This is a genomic window from Paenibacillus sp. BR2-3, from assembly GCF_046529485.1.
Classification (GTDB): domain Bacteria; phylum Bacillota; class Bacilli; order Paenibacillales; family Paenibacillaceae; genus Paenibacillus_AQ.
The window spans coordinates 529,163-545,297 of sequence record NZ_CP126311.1 but is presented as its reverse complement, the minus strand read 5'-3'; the positions used below and the strand labels follow the sequence as shown (position 1 = coordinate 545,297).

The following is a 16,135-nucleotide window of genomic DNA, read 5'->3' as shown; positions in this document are numbered from 1 at the left end:
ATTTAGGATTGAGGGTCAAGGAATCATCATACCCATTTCACCCGCCGCCTTAATAAGTACGACGGAATACTCCACCAGCGTCTCCCGGGAGAGACGGCTGACCGGTCCGGACAGCGACAACGCTGCAACTACTGTCCCACTACGGCCGACGATTGGCACGGCGACAGCGGCCGCGCCGGGCTCCCGCTCTTCGAGACTGGTTGCATATCCCAATCGGGTTATCTCTTTCAATTGTTCCGCATATACAGCCCGATCTACGGTTAAAGGCCAATCCGGGCTTTCCAGCACCGCTCTCTGTATCTCAGGCGGAGCATAGGCTGCCAGCACCTTGCTTGAAGCCCCTACGGACAGCGGCAGCCGCGCACCGATCTGCGCCACTCGCCGAATCGCCTGCTGGCTCTGCACAGCCTGAATGCGCACCCGTTCGGTACCGTCCCGCAAATAAAGGCTGATCGTCTCTCCGAAACGGTCGCGCAGCCGTTCCATGGCCGGAAGAAGCAGTGCTGCCGGCTCATCAAAGGCCGGCAAATGTGTCGACAGCTCCCAGATACGGATACCCAGCCGGTATTTCTCGGTTGCCGGATTGCGGATAAGGAACCCCTTCTCCTCCAGTGTGGTCAGCAGCCGGTGCACCGTGCTTTTATGCAGACCAATCTGTGAAGCGATCTCTGTTAACCCCAAATCACTATCCTTCGTAAAGCACAGCAATATATCAAGCGCCCGTTCAACAGCGCGTACAGTCAGTTTCCGGTCCTCCACGATGATCGCCCCTCCTATGTTTCATCAAATGAAACGCGGTTACATTATTATTTATAATCAACTCTATCTTAGTGTAAAAGTGAACGGGAAGTCCAGTATATTCACCGAACGGAAAAGCTTGGGCCGCAGTTTACAGTTACATTACAAAAGCGGTGATTTCATTGACTTTGTAAGCGCATGAACATACGATTAAATGGTAAAGACATTACTTAGGAGTGGAACCGTATGGATCTGGCAACCACCGGCACAAACACATCTGTCTCCCGTAAACCGATAGGCAGAAGCCCTGAGGATCATCCGCTCTCCCTGCAGATGATTCGGGTTAAACATATTATAGTAGCGCTGCTGCTGTCCGTCTTTTTCTTCTTTGTATTCTGCTTCATTTCACTGCATGCCTATATTGCCTGGGTGCTGTCCAACCCGACGGTCGCCCCCCTCTACTCTAACCCGTCACTAGCGAAGGGACTCAAGTACGAGGAGGTTACCTTTCAGGCATTCGACGGCAGCCGTACGATGCAGGGCTGGTATATCCCGGCTCAAGGAGCGACCAAAACCATTGTGTTCAGCCACGGCTATGGCGCTAACCGCGAGGAAACCTGGGTGCCGATGTACGATTTGGCGCATTATGCCCATCGTCTGAATTTCAATGTAGTTATGTTCGATTACGGCTTTGCGTCCCAGACCAACAAAGATATCGCGACCGGCGGCAAAAAAGAATCCCAGCAGCTGCTCGGCGCCATTCAGTTCGCCAAGGGACGCGGAGCCAAGGAAATCGTCGTCTGGGGCTTCTCCATGGGCGCTGGAACCGCGCTTCAGGCCGGTCTGGTCTCAAAGGATATCGATGCAATGATACTGGATAGCACCTTTCTGCTGGAGCCTGACACTCTGTACCATAATATCAAGCAGAATATTGATCTGCCGCGTCAACCTTCCCTTGAGATCATGGAAATGATTTTTCCTGTTCTGAACGGTACGGGGCTGGAGCAAATTCCTTATCCGAAGGTCAAATCGGAGGACTATTCCTTCCCGGTCCTGTTCCTTCATGGAACCAAGGACGAAAAGGCGCCCTACCCGATTGCCGAAGAGCTGGCTACTAACCAGAGCAATCCGTATTCCGACTCGTGGATTGTTGAGGGCAGCCACCATGAACTGCTGTTCCGGGAACATCCCCGTGAATATCTGCGGCGAGTCTCCGCTTTTCTCGGCAATGTTCAGATTGCCAAGTCCAGTCCATTAGAACAGTCGCAGAAGTAAAGCCTATACAGAAACGAACAGCCTCTTTCAGGGAATAAGCACCCCAGGAAAGAGGCTGTTCCATTTCCGGAAACAAATTCAGATGCATTATTGCGCGTAAACCAATACGCTTAATAAGAGTCCTTCCCCCGTCATATAAATGACTGTTGAAGACAAATCACGGGGGGCATTATGCAATGCTATATGTATATGGGCCGTTGATGCCCGTGCGAATTTTGGAAGAAATCGTTTTTTGGAAGACCCAGGAGAAGGAACATACCTCTGTAATTGAAGCGATTATTCCCGGCCTTGAAGAGCCTTATGTGAAGCTGCTGGATAAATGGGCTGTCGTCTTCGGCGCCACTGAATCGGCTGCCCGCATGCTGCTTGAATCTTCCCTTAGCTCTTCTCCTCCCGACAAGGAAGCAGGGAAGACCTCTACAGAGCAGCTGCTGCACACTTCCTGCAACCAGTCACACGAGTTCGTCCGGCAGTTGTTCGCCATGATGGAGGGAAGTGCCGCCGTTAAAGCGCTGCCGCTGGCTGTAACCGTACTGCTGCACATCATCCGCGAATCGGAGTATTTTCTCGGCGTTCTGGAAGGTCTGATTTACCCGGATTTGCTGCGTGAAGTCATGCAGGAGTCTGTTCAAGCTGCCGACGAAACTATTCTTCCAGTTGTCCCTCTTTCAGAAGATCGCCTGCAGGCGTCCGTACCTATTGGGGGCCATCAGCTCCCCCCGCTGCCTTATCCCTATAATGCTTTGGAACCCTATATCGACGAAAAGACGATGAGAATCCATCATGACAAGCATCATCAAAGCTATGTTGACGGACTGAACAAAGCGGAGGATAAGCTGGCCGAAGCCCGCAAGAACGGTAAATATGATCTCGTTAAGCATTGGGAGCGGGAGCTGGCCTTTCACGGGGCCGGTCATTATTTGCACACTATCTTTTGGAACGTTATGTCTCCTCTAGGCGGCGGGCGTCCAACCGGTGCCCTGCTGGAGGCCATTGAACGCAGCTTCGGAAGCTATGACCGCTTTAAGCAGCAGTTCAGTGAAGCAGCTAACAAGGTAGAGGGAGGCGGCTGGGCCATTCTGGTCTGGAGTCCCCGCAGCCGCAGACTGGAAATCCTGACGGCAGAGAAGCATCAGAATTTATCGCAATGGGATGTTATTCCCCTGCTGCCTTTGGATGTCTGGGAGCATGCCTATTATCTGAAACACCAGAACAACCGGGCCGCTTATATCAAGGATTGGTGGAACGTCGTCAATTGGCCTTATGTATCAGAGCGTTATGCAGAAGCAAGCAAGCTGATGTGGCAGCCCTACTAACGACATGAAAAGAACAGGCCTTGGAGGAATCCCCAAGGCCTGTTCTTTATGATGCTTCATCTATCCTTAATCAGAGCCAAAAACTCCGCCCGGGCGGCAGCATCCTCACGGAAGGAACCTCTGGTCGCAAGTGTAACTGTATGGCTTCCCGGCTTCTTCACTCCGCGGGCGCACATACACAGATGTTCTCCCTCCACAACCACCATAACTCCATGTGGATTAAGCATCTCGGTCATAATATCCGCGATTTGAGCCGTGATACGCTCCTGTACCTGAAGACGGCGGCTCACCGCTTCCACCAGCCGGGCCAGCTTGCTCAGTCCGGCAATCCGGCCGCTTGGAATATAACCGATATGCACTTTACCGAAGAAAGGAGCCATATGATGCTCGCACTGACTGTAATAGACAATATCCTTTACGATCACCAGTTCTTCATGAGACTCATCAAAAGTAACGCCCAGTGCCTCCCGAGGATCTATGGAATATCCGCCGAATATCTCCTCGTACATGCGCGTGACACGCGCGGGTGTTTCCAGCAATCCTTCACGGCCGGTGTCTTCCCCGATTAATTCCAGTATCTTTCCTACGTGATACTCGATTTTCTCACGGTTTACAGAAACCTTGCCGTTTACGTATTCGTTGACGCTCCCCATGAAACTACCTTCCCCCTTCCGCACCCCGATTGAAATTCTATATATTCCGGGCTTGGTTACTTCCCTTTACGGTTCTGCCCTTTACCAGCGGCACCCCGTCCCGGATTCTGATTCTGATTCTTCAGCATTTGCTGGGCCCGCTGCATTTGCTTGCCGTTCAGATTATAGCCCATTTGTTTAGCAACCTTTTGCAGCATTTCCGGATCATTCTGCATCGTCGTCATTTGTCTGCGCAGGTAATATACACCGATAAAAAACCCGCCCAGCAGTCCAACGACCAAAGTAATAATAGGTATTGCAATATCCATCTAAAGTCCACCTCTGTGCTCTATTGTCTGCTGCGCCATAAGGCGTGCGAATCTATCATAGCATTTCAAGAACTGGACAGCAATTCGAAAAATCCCTACTATAAGTTGAACTAAAGATTTATACTTTGCTGTTTTAATGTTTACCCGTAACTACGGTGAATGTTTGGACTTCCGGCCGCTGTTGTCCCCAGATGTTTTGGATTAGACCGCTTGCTGCGGTGAACATCCGGGGACAAAGGCGGTCGCTATCGCTCCTACAGTTCCAAAAATCCCCCTTCGTTACTCTCACCTTTTTATCATAATTCTTTAGTTCTTATGGTTACTAAGGGATGTTGTCAGCTTCTCTTCGGCCTTTTGGAGCATCTCTACAACCGTTTCATGATCTTCATGCTCAAGCGCCTGCCTAACGGTTGACAATGCCTCCAATCCGCCGATTCGGCCAAGCGCCCACGCGGCGGTACCGCGCATCTCCGGCCGGGGCTCCTTGAGCACAATTTCCCGCAGCCTGGGGATGGCAGCTTCCTCTTTGAAGTTGCCCAGACCGATAATTGCATTACGCTGAATAGGCTTCTTGCCCCTCCAGGCTGCCGAGCTGCTGCCGAATTTCTCCTTGAACTCCCGGTTGCTAAGATCTAGTATCGGCAGCAGCAAGGGTTTGACAATCTCGGGGTCGGGTAGCAGCTCGGGTCGGTGATCCCAGTTCTTACCGCGATTATGCGGACAGACAATCTGGCAGGTATCGCAGCCATACAGCCGGTTGCCGATCTTTGTCATGTAATCGTCGCTTAGGAAGCCCTTTGTTTGTGTGAGATAAGAGATGCAGGCCTGGGCGTTTAGCTGCCCTGGACCCACCAACGCTCCGGTAGGGCAGGCGTCAATGCATCTTGTACAGTCCCCGCATCCCTCCTGTACAGGAGTATCGGGCGCAAACGGGATATTCGTAACCATCTCGCCAAGGTAAATCCACGAGCCCCATTTCGGAGAGATGATGGAACAGTTTTTACCGCTAAAGCCTATTCCTGCACGCTCCGCCACCGCCCGGTCTACCAAAACTCCCGTGTCCACCATACTCTCCAGCACAGCTTCCGGCACCCGCTCACGAATAAAAGCCTCCAGCTTGTCCAGCGCCTCACGCAGCACATGGTGATAATCCTTCCCCCATGACGCACGCGCCAAAATCCCTCTGCGGGCTCCCGGTTCCGATTTAGGAGGATTCTCCATTTTGGATGGATAAGCTATTGCTATGGCTATAATTGACATTGGTTCACCCGATTGCAGCGCGGGTATGGTTCTTTTATCCAGATCAGGTTCTTCAAAACCGGACTCGTATCCTTTATCCCGGTGGTCCTGCAGCATATTCTTCAAATAAAGAAACGGCTCCGCAGTTGCGAACCCGATATCGTCAATACCGAGCGACGGTGCGGCAGCCTTAATCTCAGCTTTTAACTTGTCCCACTTAGAAGGCGGGGGGGCATATGATGACTGTTTTCTATTGTTCATTTCCGCCTTCTCCTTTTTGTTATATTTATAATGAGTTTAGTTTGGACAACGGCCACCATATATAAGCGGCTCTTCCTATAATACTGTCCTGAGGGACAGAACCGAAATAACGGCTATCTTTACTTGCTCCGGCATGACGGTTGTCACCCATTACGAAATAACTGCCATTTTCCACGGTTAAAGGAGTGAAATCAGTGTCCTGAATTTCAGTATCGATATATGGCTCCTCCTTTAATATTCCGTTAACGTACAGCTTGTGATCCCGTACCTCCACAGTATCGCCGGGTATGCCGATCACCCTTTTTACCAGATACTCTTTCCTGTTAATTCCGGTGCTTGGATCGTGCAGAACGATGATCTCTCCCCGTTTCGGGTGGGCGAACGACAGTGTAATTTTATTGATGAGTAATTTCTCGCCTTCCCACAGTGTCGGCTGCATGGACTGACCTTTAACCGTAGATATATTGATTACATATATGTTAAGCAACGACATGATGATAAACACGGCAGCAGTGGTAAGTATCCAATCTCTAAGCTGCACTACCCATCTCTTTCTTTGTGCGGACCTTGATGCCTTTTTCCGTGAAGACCTGTACCTTTGCTTTCGGCTGCGCATGAATTCCACTTCAATATTGTCGCTCATAATCCACCCTCTAGTTCCATTAGTCAAACACTCGCATAACAATAGAAAAGCATATCTCCCAGCCATTTGCAACGGCTTAGGGAAGATATGCTTAATATAATGGAACAGACTGTGCAGTCACTATCGATCTCTATATTATCAAATGATTCCGCTTACTCAGCACCGGTTCAAAATTCCAGTATTACCCGACAATGCTCAGCTTTCGTACAGATTTGAAAATCTGATTCTCGTCATATCCCATAGCTTCGTACAATGGCAGTGCGGCGGCGTTATGCTCGTCGACGGCTACAAAAATACCGCTGACTTTGCGGGATTGAAACCGGTTCTCCATCGCAGATACGAGACTTCTGCCGATTCCTCTGCGGCGATGATCGGGATGTACGGCAATGCGGAAATAACAGCCGTGGTTCTGCTCAATCGTGCCAACCAGCGCTCCAACAATCTCTCCTTGTTCTTCTGCAACTACAATGAGATCTGAGTCCCACGAAAGCTGCCTGGAGAAAGGCGCCATGGTGTTCTCGAAACATTCTTCCGATAATGCGGTCTGCAGCAGTTCAGTGACTGGACTAACGTCGCTTAATTGAAAGGAACGAACGTGCATTCTTTAAAATCTCCCTTTTCTATGGCTTATAATTTTACAAAAAGAAGGAGTTCCCATAACAGTGTGAAGACGAAAAAAGCATCAAAAAACGAGGAATACCTGCTTTTAAATCTATTAAAGCATACTTTTCTCGCGATATCACGACTTTTCTTTTGAAAGCGCTTGATATTGAGCGTTTACATTCAATAATGTGTAATGTTTTCTTTTATTAGGTAAAAATGGAGGCATAAATGATTGTAAAACGGGATATCCTTCAATGTTAACACCGCTCTTACAAATAAATAGTAGCCCCAGCATCCCTGTATTACTTTTTAAACGCTATTGTTTGTTTAGTGTTGCAATATTGTTCCAGATACGGTTTAATGATAGTAGTCAGACGGGTACATATCCAATAGGTTATATGGGTAATAACCTTAAAATTTAACTAAACTCAGGAGGGATTTTTCCATGGCATTTCAATTACCATCACTTCCTTATCCGAACAACGCACTCGAACCGCACATCGACGCTTTGACGATGGAGATTCATCACGACCGACACCATAACACATATGTGACTAACCTGAACGCCGCACTGGAAAAGGCACCCGAATTACAAGACAAGAGCATTGAAGAGCTTTTGACTGATTTGAATGCTGTGCCGGAAGCTATCCGTACCGCAGTTCGCAACAATGGCGGCGGACACGCTAACCATACCCTGTTCTGGGAAGTTATCGGACCCAACGGTGGCGGCGCACCTGCAGGCGCTTTGGCGGCGGCTATCGACAGTGAGCTGGGCGGCTTCGATAAGTTCAAGGAAGATTTCGCAACTGCAGCGACAACACGCTTCGGAAGCGGCTGGGCTTGGCTCGTGGTCAAAGACGGCAAGCTGGCTGTAACAAGCACACCTAACCAGGACAACCCGATCAGTGAAGGCGCGACTCCGATTCTCGGACTTGATGTATGGGAGCACGCTTACTACCTGAACTATCAAAACAAACGTCCGGACTACATCAAAGCATTCTGGAATGTAGTCAACTGGGAAGAAGTCGGCAAACGCTACGAAAGCTCCAAATAAGGAAACACTGGAAATACTGATATGCAAAAAGATGCCTCGTCAGCCATTTGGGCTCACGAGGCATCTTTTTTTGGGGAAATATACGGTTAGTCAAAAAATCTCTGTGAGTTCTTGCGCATGAACGAGAGCTTGCGGAGATTTTCGGGATTTACTGGGATTTAACTGGGATATTATTGGGATGGATCAGGTATGATAACTTGACTTCGCGGACTTAGTTGCACTTCGTACACTTATTCAACCCCCACAGCCCTCTGTTGAGCATGTAATTGCATTTTGTGCAGCTATAAATGGGGAGAAAGCTCTTTGGCGCCTGTTTTGCGGAATATAAGTGTACGAAATACATCTATACGTCTGAGTTGGGAAAAAACACCGGATATAACTGCATTTTTTGCAATTATATTGATTTGAAGAGTATTCACACCAGACTTATAGGTCCGATATATCATTACTGAATACTCCCATCCTGCTCATCGAAGTATCGGTTCAGCAGCTTCAGAAAAACGTTCGGAAAGGCATAGTTGGCCATGTCCTCCCGGTTAATCCAACGCATGGCGCCCATGTCTTCGGGACTCTCATTCCCGTCTGCGAAGGCTTCAATAGGCGTACCGTTACCCTCGGGTAACTGAAGGGACGCTTGGTACGCCGCCCGGCCTTCTGCCGCCAGCGGCAGCAGAAGACCCTCTTCCTCCCTGCAGCGGTATACCTGCAGGGTCCAAACAATATGGCTGAATGTATGCTCCGCAGCCATCCAGTGCCCTGAAGGCCGGGCAGAGATCCCGGCCTTCACCAGGGACCGGCGCAGCCGGTCCAGCGCCGCGGCCTCCGGCAGCCGCGCGCCCGGCGCGGCGCCTTCCGCAGGCGGCGCCGGCCAATGCGGCAGCTCCCACATGCGGGCGAGTAGCCCGCTGGATGGCCGCTGCCGCACGAGCACCCGGCCCGCGTGGGCACCGCGGCCCTCAATCAGGGCCGCCAGCCGCTCCTCCGGGCGCGGCGGCTTGGCCTTGGTCTTGACGGGCAGCGAGGTCTCGCAGCCCGCAAGCCGCCCGGCGCAATGCTCCATCACCGGGCAGGTAAGACAGCGCGGCGATTTCGGGGTGCAGACGAGCGCCCCGAGCTCCATCAGCGCCTGATTGAAATGCGAAGCCTCTCCCTCGGGGATCAGCTCGGCCGCCAGGCGCTCCATTTTCACGCGGGTGGGACCCTTGGCGATATCGTCTTCAATAAGGAAATATCGCGACAGCACCCGCATCACATTGCCATCCACTGCAGGCTCAGGCCGGTTAAAGGCAATGCTGAGAATGGCCCCAGCAGTATAAGGGCCCACTCCCTTAAGAGCGAACACCGCCTCCCGGTCATCGGGAACGTTCCCCCCGTACTGTTCCTTCACCTGCCTGGCCGCATGCTGTAAGTTGCGGGCCCGGGAATAATAGCCCAGGCCTTCCCAACACTTCAGCACATCTTCTTCCGGAGCATCCGCCAGTGCCTCCACCGTGGGGAACCGTTCAATAAAACGGTGAAAATACGGAATAACGGTATCTACCCTCGTCTGCTGGAGCATAATTTCCGAGACCCAGATATAATAAGGATTGCGGTGACGGCGCCAAGGCAAATCACGCTTCTGCCCATGGTACCATTCCAGCAAATAACGGCTGAAAAACCACTTGGACTCTTTCCGCTCTTGCTGCTCTTGCTGCTCTTGCTCATGCTGTGTCATAATTCTCTCCCTTTGCCCTTCCATCTTGTTGCTTCGCCTTTTCTTCCCAAGACCTGCTTCTCTAGCATTCCGGCTGCTGCTCCACTACGGCAAATGCGGAAGCCAGACGCCGTTCATGCGTTATCGTAAGATGAATCTTATAGCTATGCCCATCCGGCAGCTTCAATCTGGACCAGGCACCGGCGGATATCTGCACCTTAGGCTTCCCCAGCCCATTCGGTAAAATCTCAATGTCCGTGAATCCCAGCGTCCTGCCAATCCCGCAGCCCAGAGCCTTAACAATCGCTTCCTTTGCCGAAAACCGGCCTGCCACAAACTCCGTCAGCTTCCGGTCCCGGCACTTACCAAGCTGTATCTCCCGAACAGTCAGGATACGCTCCATGAACTTATCCTTAAGCCGTCCCTCCATCAAAGCGGATATCCGTTCAATTTCCAGCACATCATGCCCAATTCCGTAAATCAAGCCTTCACACTCCTTAAGGACGTTTATCCCTTTACTGCATGGAAAAATGGTACAATAACAACATAATAGTTATAGTCTTGCAAGATACTTTCTGCTATCTTAAAAGAAAACGCAGCGGAAGTCTATCCCGCTCAAATTCCATAATGAGTCATGAATAATTTATCAGTTAAAGCAAGTCCATATAAGAGAGGGGAACATTAGATGAACCGCAATTTTAAAATCCCCGCCGGAGCGGATGCCGTGCTGCGCTGCTCGCACTTCCCCGCCCAAACCCCGGCCAAGAGCCTTATCGTCATTGCACACGGCTACAAGGGCTTCAAGGACTGGGGAATGTTCCCTTACGCCGCCTCCTCCCTTAGCATGGAGCATGAGGTTATAACTTTCAACTTCTCTCATGCCGGAATCGGCGAGGACCCCGAAGCCTTCACCGAGCTGGAGAAATTTGCCCGCAATACGTATCAACGGGAGCTAAAGGATATGGAAGTACTGCTCTCCTATCTGAGCCAGCATCCCAAGTTCGGAGGCCTGCCGTTGTTTCTGCTGGGCCATAGCCGGGGGGCCGGAGACTGTCTCCTCTACGCGCTTGATCATCCCGGAGAGATATCCGGTGTCATCTCCTGGAACGGGGTGACTAATCTGGACCTGTTCACAGATGAACAAAAAAAGGACATGAAGGACAAAGGCCGCGCGTATGTTCTTAATGGCCGCACCGGTCAGCAAATGCCGCTGGATGCCATCATTCTGGAGGATCTGGAGCAGCAGCAGGAGCGTTATAACCTGCTTAAACGAATGGAACATTCAACTTTTCCTGCAATCCTCATTCAAGGAAGTCAGGACGGCGCCCGTCTGCGGTTGGGATCAGAGCAGTTAATATCGATCAGACCGGATATCGACTGGGTTCAAATTCCCGGCGGCAATCACACCTTCGGTACCGTTCATCCTTTTGCCGGTACAACATCGCAGCTGGAGCAGGCCATTGCCGAGACCGGGGACTTTATTGACCGGACGCTCCCTTCGCACTAGCTTACCCCGATTTACTATAAACTGCCTATTATATTCACTATATTTGAACAAGACCGCCGTGATACTCTGCGTTCATTCGCAGAGGGATCACGGCGGTCTTTTCAAAAAAACCGTATTTCAGTTCAGAAGTTTTAGATTCCGGGAATCGAGTTGCGCTTGTGTGCCGTTCTCCGGTAATAGGTCTCCAGCTTCTCTGCTACCTCCGGGCTAATCTGCTTACCTTCCAGATAGTCGCTGTTATCATCATAAGTGATGCCGAGCTCCGTCTCATCCGTTTGTCCGGGCCATAGGCCTGCTGTCGGTGCTTTGACAACGATCTCATCCGGTACTCCGAGGTAAGCCGCCAATTGGCGCACTTGGCGCTTGTTAAGGGAGGTTAAAGGCGTAATATCAACGGCACCGTCGCCCCATTTGGTGTAAAACCCGGTTATGGCTTCAGAAGCGTGATCTGTTCCTACAACGAGCAGATTATTCTCAAAAGAGAGCGCGTACTGCATAACCATACGGGTTCTCGCTTTCACATTCCCTTTTCCTTGGTGCGTCATATGACGGTGTTGACCCAAGGTTTTAAGGCCATGCTCTACCTCAAGCGCGATTTCATTCACAGCTTCCTCGATATTGGTCTCTACCGTGTGCGTCAATTCAAAAGCTTTGGCTACGGAATAGCTATGCTCGATATCTTCCTGCACACCATAGGGCTGGAATACGCCCAGCGTAATATACTCCTTGCCTTCCTGCTCCGACAGCTCGTCCGTTGCCCGTTTGCACAGACCCGCAGCCACCGCACTGTCCACACCGCCGCTGATCGCAATAAGCAGACCCTTTGCCCCTGCCTGCAGCACGTAAGATTTAAGAAAGTCGACCCTTTTCTGTACCTCTGCCTGGACGTCAATGGTTGGCTTCACGCCTAAGGCAGCAATAATTTCTTCCTGCAAACTCACAAACCACACCCCGCTTCCCGGTATTTTTGTAAAAAATCCCGCAACACCCGGATGACCGAATGCTGCGGGATTGAATGACCTGACATTATTGGCACAAACGATTGAATACTTCCTTCAGCTCAGCAGCAATTTCAGCAGCCGAACGATCTTCAACCCCATGGCGCTCGATGAAGTGAACCAGCTCTCCATCCTTCATAAGGGCGATGGAAGGCGAAGACGGCGGATAGGGAGCGAAATATTCACGCGCTTTGGCCGTGGCTTCTTTCTCCTGGCCCGCAAACACGGTAAACAGGTGATCCGGTGTAATTTCATTTTGCAACGCCTGGGCTACACCCGGCCGGCACTGCCCGGCAGCACAACCACAAACGGAATTAACTACAACCAGCGCCGTTCCCTTAGCAGTCGGGAGAGCGGCCTCTACCTCTTCCGGAGTCTTCAGCTCCTGAAAGCCGATGCTTGTCAAATCATCACGCATAGGTTGAATTGAATCTCTCATGTATTGATTAAAAGACATGGACATTTTCCTGCACTCTCCTTCACTCTATTGTAAGATTACTTAAAAGCAGCATTAACTAACTTTATTATACATCCATACACTGTGAAAGCAAGAGTAGCGGGTCCCCTCCACTCATTCGGCAATAGCGAGCGCTGGAGCCTCTTCCAGACCGCAAGGAAATGAAACCGTGAACTCCGTGCCCATTCCCTCCTGCGATTGGACCGTGATGCTGCCATTATGCCGCTCGACGATACTGAGACAAAGTGAAAGCCCCAGGCCTGTCCCCTGGCTTTTTGTTGTGAAGAAAGGCACGAATAAATTCTCTTTTTGAATGTCCGAAATGCCGCTTCCGGTATCGCTTACAATCAATTCCACTCTTTCCAATGTACTTCGCGTTTCCAGTGTCAGTACTCCCTTGGAGCCCATCGCTTCCATCCCGTTACGCCCCAGATTAAGGATTAGCTGTTTCATTTCCCTGACATTAAGCTGGAGCAGAGGCAGTGACGGATCCAGCTTCAACTCAATACTTTGACCGCGAAGATTGGCGTCAGCCCAGAGCAGCGGACTTAGATCCTCTATAATATCGTGTAATAAAACCTTTTCTTTGAATGAAATCCTGCTTTGGGCTAGTGACAGGAAATCGTTGATAATACTGTTGGCACGGTCCAGTTCTTCCATAACAATCTGGTAATAGGAATGAAGATCGCTGCTGCTTTTTTCTCTCATTAGCTGCAGGAATCCGCGCACAACCGCCATTGGATTCCGAATCTCATGCGTAATGCCCGCTGCCATCTGCCCCACCAGTGTTAATCGTTCCACATTGTCCAGTTCTATGCGCATTTTTTCCTCTTCCGTTGTATCCTGAACAACCAGCACCATGCCCCGGAGCAGCCCTGGACTTCCTTGCAGCAGAGGTGCCGTAAAAATGTGGTAGCTGCGTGAATCATAGGATATTTTGACGAGTCTGCGCTTTTTGGAGCGTACGCAGTCCCATAACTGCTGAACGAACTGCTGATCCGCAAATTTATTCAGATAATGACTGATCGGCCGCTCCAATATATCGCCTTTGGTAATCTGGGGATCATGTCTCCGCAACAAGTCCACCATGGAATCGTTAAGACCAGTAATGATACCGCTCTCATCCAGCGATAATATGCTTAGCGGCACTACATTTGCGATTTGCTGGAGCTTATCCGACTCCCACTGGAACTTCAGTGATATCCCTTCCATCTGCATCTTGAGGTGAAGCTTACTCCAGGCCATCTCTATGGAATAGATGAGTATCCCGCCCAAAGCAATAGTCGAGAATAGATAAACGGTTATTATCAGCGCTTTTCCGGTTTGATTTTCATATAAATCATGGCCTTCCAATATCGGAACAAGAGCGATAAAGAACAGATATGGCAAAAGCACCATCCAGAGCATACACATCTTCTCGATAACCGTTCCCTTTTTGAAGCGGGAAGCCAGGCCGAACAGCAGCGGATAGACAATTATTCCCGAATTCAGCAGCATAGTACTGACCCCTGAGGGCTGTGAGAACAGAATAATGCATTGTAAAAATAATGCGGCAAGGATTACCCCTGACCGTTTGTTTCCATACAGCACTCCAATAATAGTTGGCAAAATAGCTAAATTCAAATAGGTTACTCCAAATAAGGCTGTGGACAAAATAGAACAGAACAACATACTTAGTGCACAACCCAGAATCAGAACGGTCTGATCATCCGGCAATTTACCGTCTCTTCGAGTCCATTGGCTTTGTTCCAATCTCCATTGAAACAAGAACACAAAGCTGCTTGCAGCCGATATTTGCAATAAAATATCCTTAACCGCCTCAAAAATAGAAATCACACTCCGGGTTCGACAAATTACCTAATATGCTTTGATTAAAGCACACAAGCTGCTGGATGACAAACGGAATTAACATGTCATGATTGCAGGGCTGGTTACGTCCGGTGCAGAATGGTATGATGCCGTTACAAGAACAACGGGGAATATTTAGTCCCCTTAATATGCAAAGGAGTAATATAATGAGCAATTACGATGTAATCGTCATTGGCGGCGGCCCTTCCGGATTGATGGCCAGCGTGGCCGCAGCAGAGCATGGAGCGTCGGTTCTGCTGGTGGATAAAGGGTCCAAGCTGGGACGTAAGCTGGGGATCTCTGGCGGGGGGCGATGCAACGTGACGAACGTCAAAGATACCCCGGAGCTGATTTCCCATATCCCGGGGAACGGCCGTTTTCTGTTCAGCGCCTTTGATCATTTTGACAATCGGGATATTATCGCCTTTTTCGAGGGTCTTGGCATCGCGCTAAAAGAAGAAGATAATGGGCGAATGTTTCCCGTTTCCGATAAAGCATCCAGCGTGGTATCCGCATTAATCGGCAAAGTCCGTGGCCTTGGGGTGCAGATACTGACGGACAGTCCTGTAAAAGAGATTCTATACAAAGAGGGTACGGTGGAAGGCATTCAACTAACCTCAGGCAAGAAGCTGGCAGCTTCTGCGGTAATTATCGCCACTGGAGGGAAGTCTGTTCCACAAACCGGCTCTACAGGCGACGGGTACCCTTGGGCTGAAATGGCAGGCCATACCATCACGGAGCTGTATCCGACAGAGGTGCCAATTATTTCGCGGGAACTGTGGATCAAGTCCGGAGAGCTGCAGGGACTATCCCTGCGCGACGTTACCCTCGCCGTATGGAATCCCAAAGGCAAGAAGGTAATCGCCCATCGCGGGGATATGATCTTCACTCATTTCGGGCTGTCCGGTCCGATTGCGCTGCGATGCAGCCAGTTTCTGCGCCAGGTTCAGCGCAAGTCCGGCAATGAGGCGGTCGAAATGTCCCTCGACTTGATGCCGGCCCTTAAGCCACAGGAGGTGGAGTTCCAGCTGCAGGACAAGCTGGAGACGGAGCCGAAGAAAGCCATCCGCAACGCCCTGAAGGGACTGCTGCCGGAGAGATTGATTCCGCTGCTGCTGACTATGGCCGGGCTGGACGGAGATATTACAGGACATCATCTGCCCAAGCAAGGCATTATAGCATTGGCCGCCATATTAAAGCGGATGCCGATTACCGTTCATGGCACCCGTTCCCTCGCGGAAGCCTTTGTAACCGGTGGAGGCGTGAACCTGAAGGAAATAAATCCGGGCACTATGGAATCGAAATTGATGCCAGGCCTATTCTTCTGCGGAGAGGTTCTTGATATTCACGGCTACACAGGCGGTTATAACATCACTGCCGCTTTTTCAACAGGATACACGGCAGGCAAGCATGCGGCGGAATTTCACAGCTGATAATGAATGCATGTTGAATTAAAAAGAGCGTACAGTTCAAATACCCCTGTACGCTCTTTTTTTATGGATACTTTTGTTCTGCTTCGTATTTCCACGTCTGTCCTATCAC

General features: G+C 50.4%; 15 protein-coding genes and 1 pseudogene. 5 read left to right on the top strand and 11 right to left on the bottom strand.

Annotated elements, in window-relative coordinates; genetic code table 11:
- Positions 1-15: 15 nt before the first annotated feature.
- Positions 16-759, bottom strand: coding sequence for an IclR family transcriptional regulator (locus tag PaeBR_RS02710; protein ID WP_410513383.1), 744 nt, complete (start codon positions 757-759; stop codon positions 16-18).
- Positions 760-984: 225 nt separating this feature from the next.
- Here PaeBR_RS02710 and PaeBR_RS02705 point away from each other — a divergent pair, with 225 nt between their 5' ends.
- The gene (locus PaeBR_RS02705) at positions 985-2,013 is read left to right on the top strand and encodes an alpha/beta hydrolase (RefSeq protein ID WP_410513382.1); all 1,029 of its coding nucleotides are present in this window, start codon (positions 985-987) and stop codon (positions 2,011-2,013) included.
- 176 nt (positions 2,014-2,189) lie between these two features.
- Positions 2,190-3,329 (top strand): Fe-Mn family superoxide dismutase, encoded by a 1,140-nt coding sequence (locus tag PaeBR_RS02700; protein WP_410513381.1) that lies wholly within the window; start codon positions 2,190-2,192, stop codon positions 3,327-3,329.
- Positions 3,330-3,385: 56 nt separating this feature from the next.
- Here the strand turns inward: PaeBR_RS02700 and folE are convergent, their stop codons facing one another.
- From folE to PaeBR_RS02675, 5 genes and pseudogenes are all read right to left on the bottom strand, one after another.
- Entirely contained in the window at positions 3,386-3,982 is a 597-nt protein-coding gene (gene folE / locus PaeBR_RS02695; RefSeq protein WP_410513380.1) for a GTP cyclohydrolase I FolE, read from the bottom strand.
- Positions 3,983-4,038: 56 nt separating this feature from the next.
- A complete protein-coding gene (locus PaeBR_RS02690; RefSeq protein WP_410513379.1) occupies positions 4,039-4,290 on the bottom strand; it encodes a YneF family protein in 252 nt (83 codons plus the stop codon).
- A gap of 336 nt (positions 4,291-4,626) precedes the next feature.
- Positions 4,627-5,790, bottom strand: a pseudogene (gene queG / locus PaeBR_RS02685) (tRNA epoxyqueuosine(34) reductase QueG); the annotation flags it as partial.
- A gap of 25 nt (positions 5,791-5,815) precedes the next feature.
- Positions 5,816-6,406 (bottom strand): signal peptidase I, encoded by a 591-nt coding sequence (lepB, locus tag PaeBR_RS02680; RefSeq protein ID WP_410515056.1) that lies wholly within the window; start codon positions 6,404-6,406, stop codon positions 5,816-5,818.
- A gap of 208 nt (positions 6,407-6,614) precedes the next feature.
- Entirely contained in the window at positions 6,615-7,034 is a 420-nt protein-coding gene (locus PaeBR_RS02675; protein WP_410513378.1) for a GNAT family N-acetyltransferase, read from the bottom strand.
- A 447-nt stretch (positions 7,035-7,481) separates the two neighbouring features.
- Here PaeBR_RS02675 and PaeBR_RS02670 point away from each other — a divergent pair, with 447 nt between their 5' ends.
- On the top strand, positions 7,482-8,090 hold the full coding sequence (locus PaeBR_RS02670; RefSeq protein WP_410513377.1) for a superoxide dismutase: 609 nt from the start codon (positions 7,482-7,484) through the stop codon (positions 8,088-8,090).
- Between the two features lie 445 nt (positions 8,091-8,535).
- Here PaeBR_RS02670 and mutY read toward each other — a convergent pair whose 3' ends face one another.
- Positions 8,536-9,804, bottom strand: a complete 1,269-nt coding sequence (gene mutY, locus PaeBR_RS02665; protein WP_410513376.1) for an A/G-specific adenine glycosylase — start codon at positions 9,802-9,804, stop codon at positions 8,536-8,538.
- A 61-nt stretch (positions 9,805-9,865) separates the two neighbouring features.
- Positions 9,866-10,267 (bottom strand): holo-ACP synthase, encoded by a 402-nt coding sequence (gene acpS, locus PaeBR_RS02660; protein WP_410513375.1) that lies wholly within the window; start codon positions 10,265-10,267, stop codon positions 9,866-9,868.
- A 201-nt stretch (positions 10,268-10,468) separates the two neighbouring features.
- Between acpS and PaeBR_RS02655 the strand changes: the two genes are divergently transcribed.
- On the top strand, positions 10,469-11,290 hold the full coding sequence (locus PaeBR_RS02655) for an alpha/beta hydrolase family protein (protein WP_410513374.1): 822 nt from the start codon (positions 10,469-10,471) through the stop codon (positions 11,288-11,290).
- 131 nt (positions 11,291-11,421) lie between these two features.
- On the opposite strand, the gene nadE is transcribed toward PaeBR_RS02655, so the two are convergent.
- The 3 genes from nadE to PaeBR_RS02640 form a co-directional block, all read right to left on the bottom strand.
- The gene (gene nadE / locus PaeBR_RS02650) at positions 11,422-12,231 is read right to left on the bottom strand and encodes an ammonia-dependent NAD(+) synthetase (protein WP_410513373.1); all 810 of its coding nucleotides are present in this window, start codon (positions 12,229-12,231) and stop codon (positions 11,422-11,424) included.
- An 85-nt stretch (positions 12,232-12,316) separates the two neighbouring features.
- Positions 12,317-12,751, bottom strand: coding sequence for a BrxA/BrxB family bacilliredoxin (locus PaeBR_RS02645; protein ID WP_410513372.1), 435 nt, complete (start codon positions 12,749-12,751; stop codon positions 12,317-12,319).
- Positions 12,752-12,859: 108 nt separating this feature from the next.
- Entirely contained in the window at positions 12,860-14,581 is a 1,722-nt protein-coding gene (locus tag PaeBR_RS02640; RefSeq protein WP_410513371.1) for a two-component system sensor histidine kinase NtrB, read from the bottom strand.
- 179 nt (positions 14,582-14,760) lie between these two features.
- Here PaeBR_RS02640 and PaeBR_RS02635 point away from each other — a divergent pair, with 179 nt between their 5' ends.
- Complete coding sequence (locus tag PaeBR_RS02635) at positions 14,761-16,026, top strand: NAD(P)/FAD-dependent oxidoreductase (RefSeq protein ID WP_410513370.1); 1,266 nt, start codon at positions 14,761-14,763, stop codon at positions 16,024-16,026.
- The last annotated feature ends 109 nt before the right edge of the window (positions 16,027-16,135 follow it).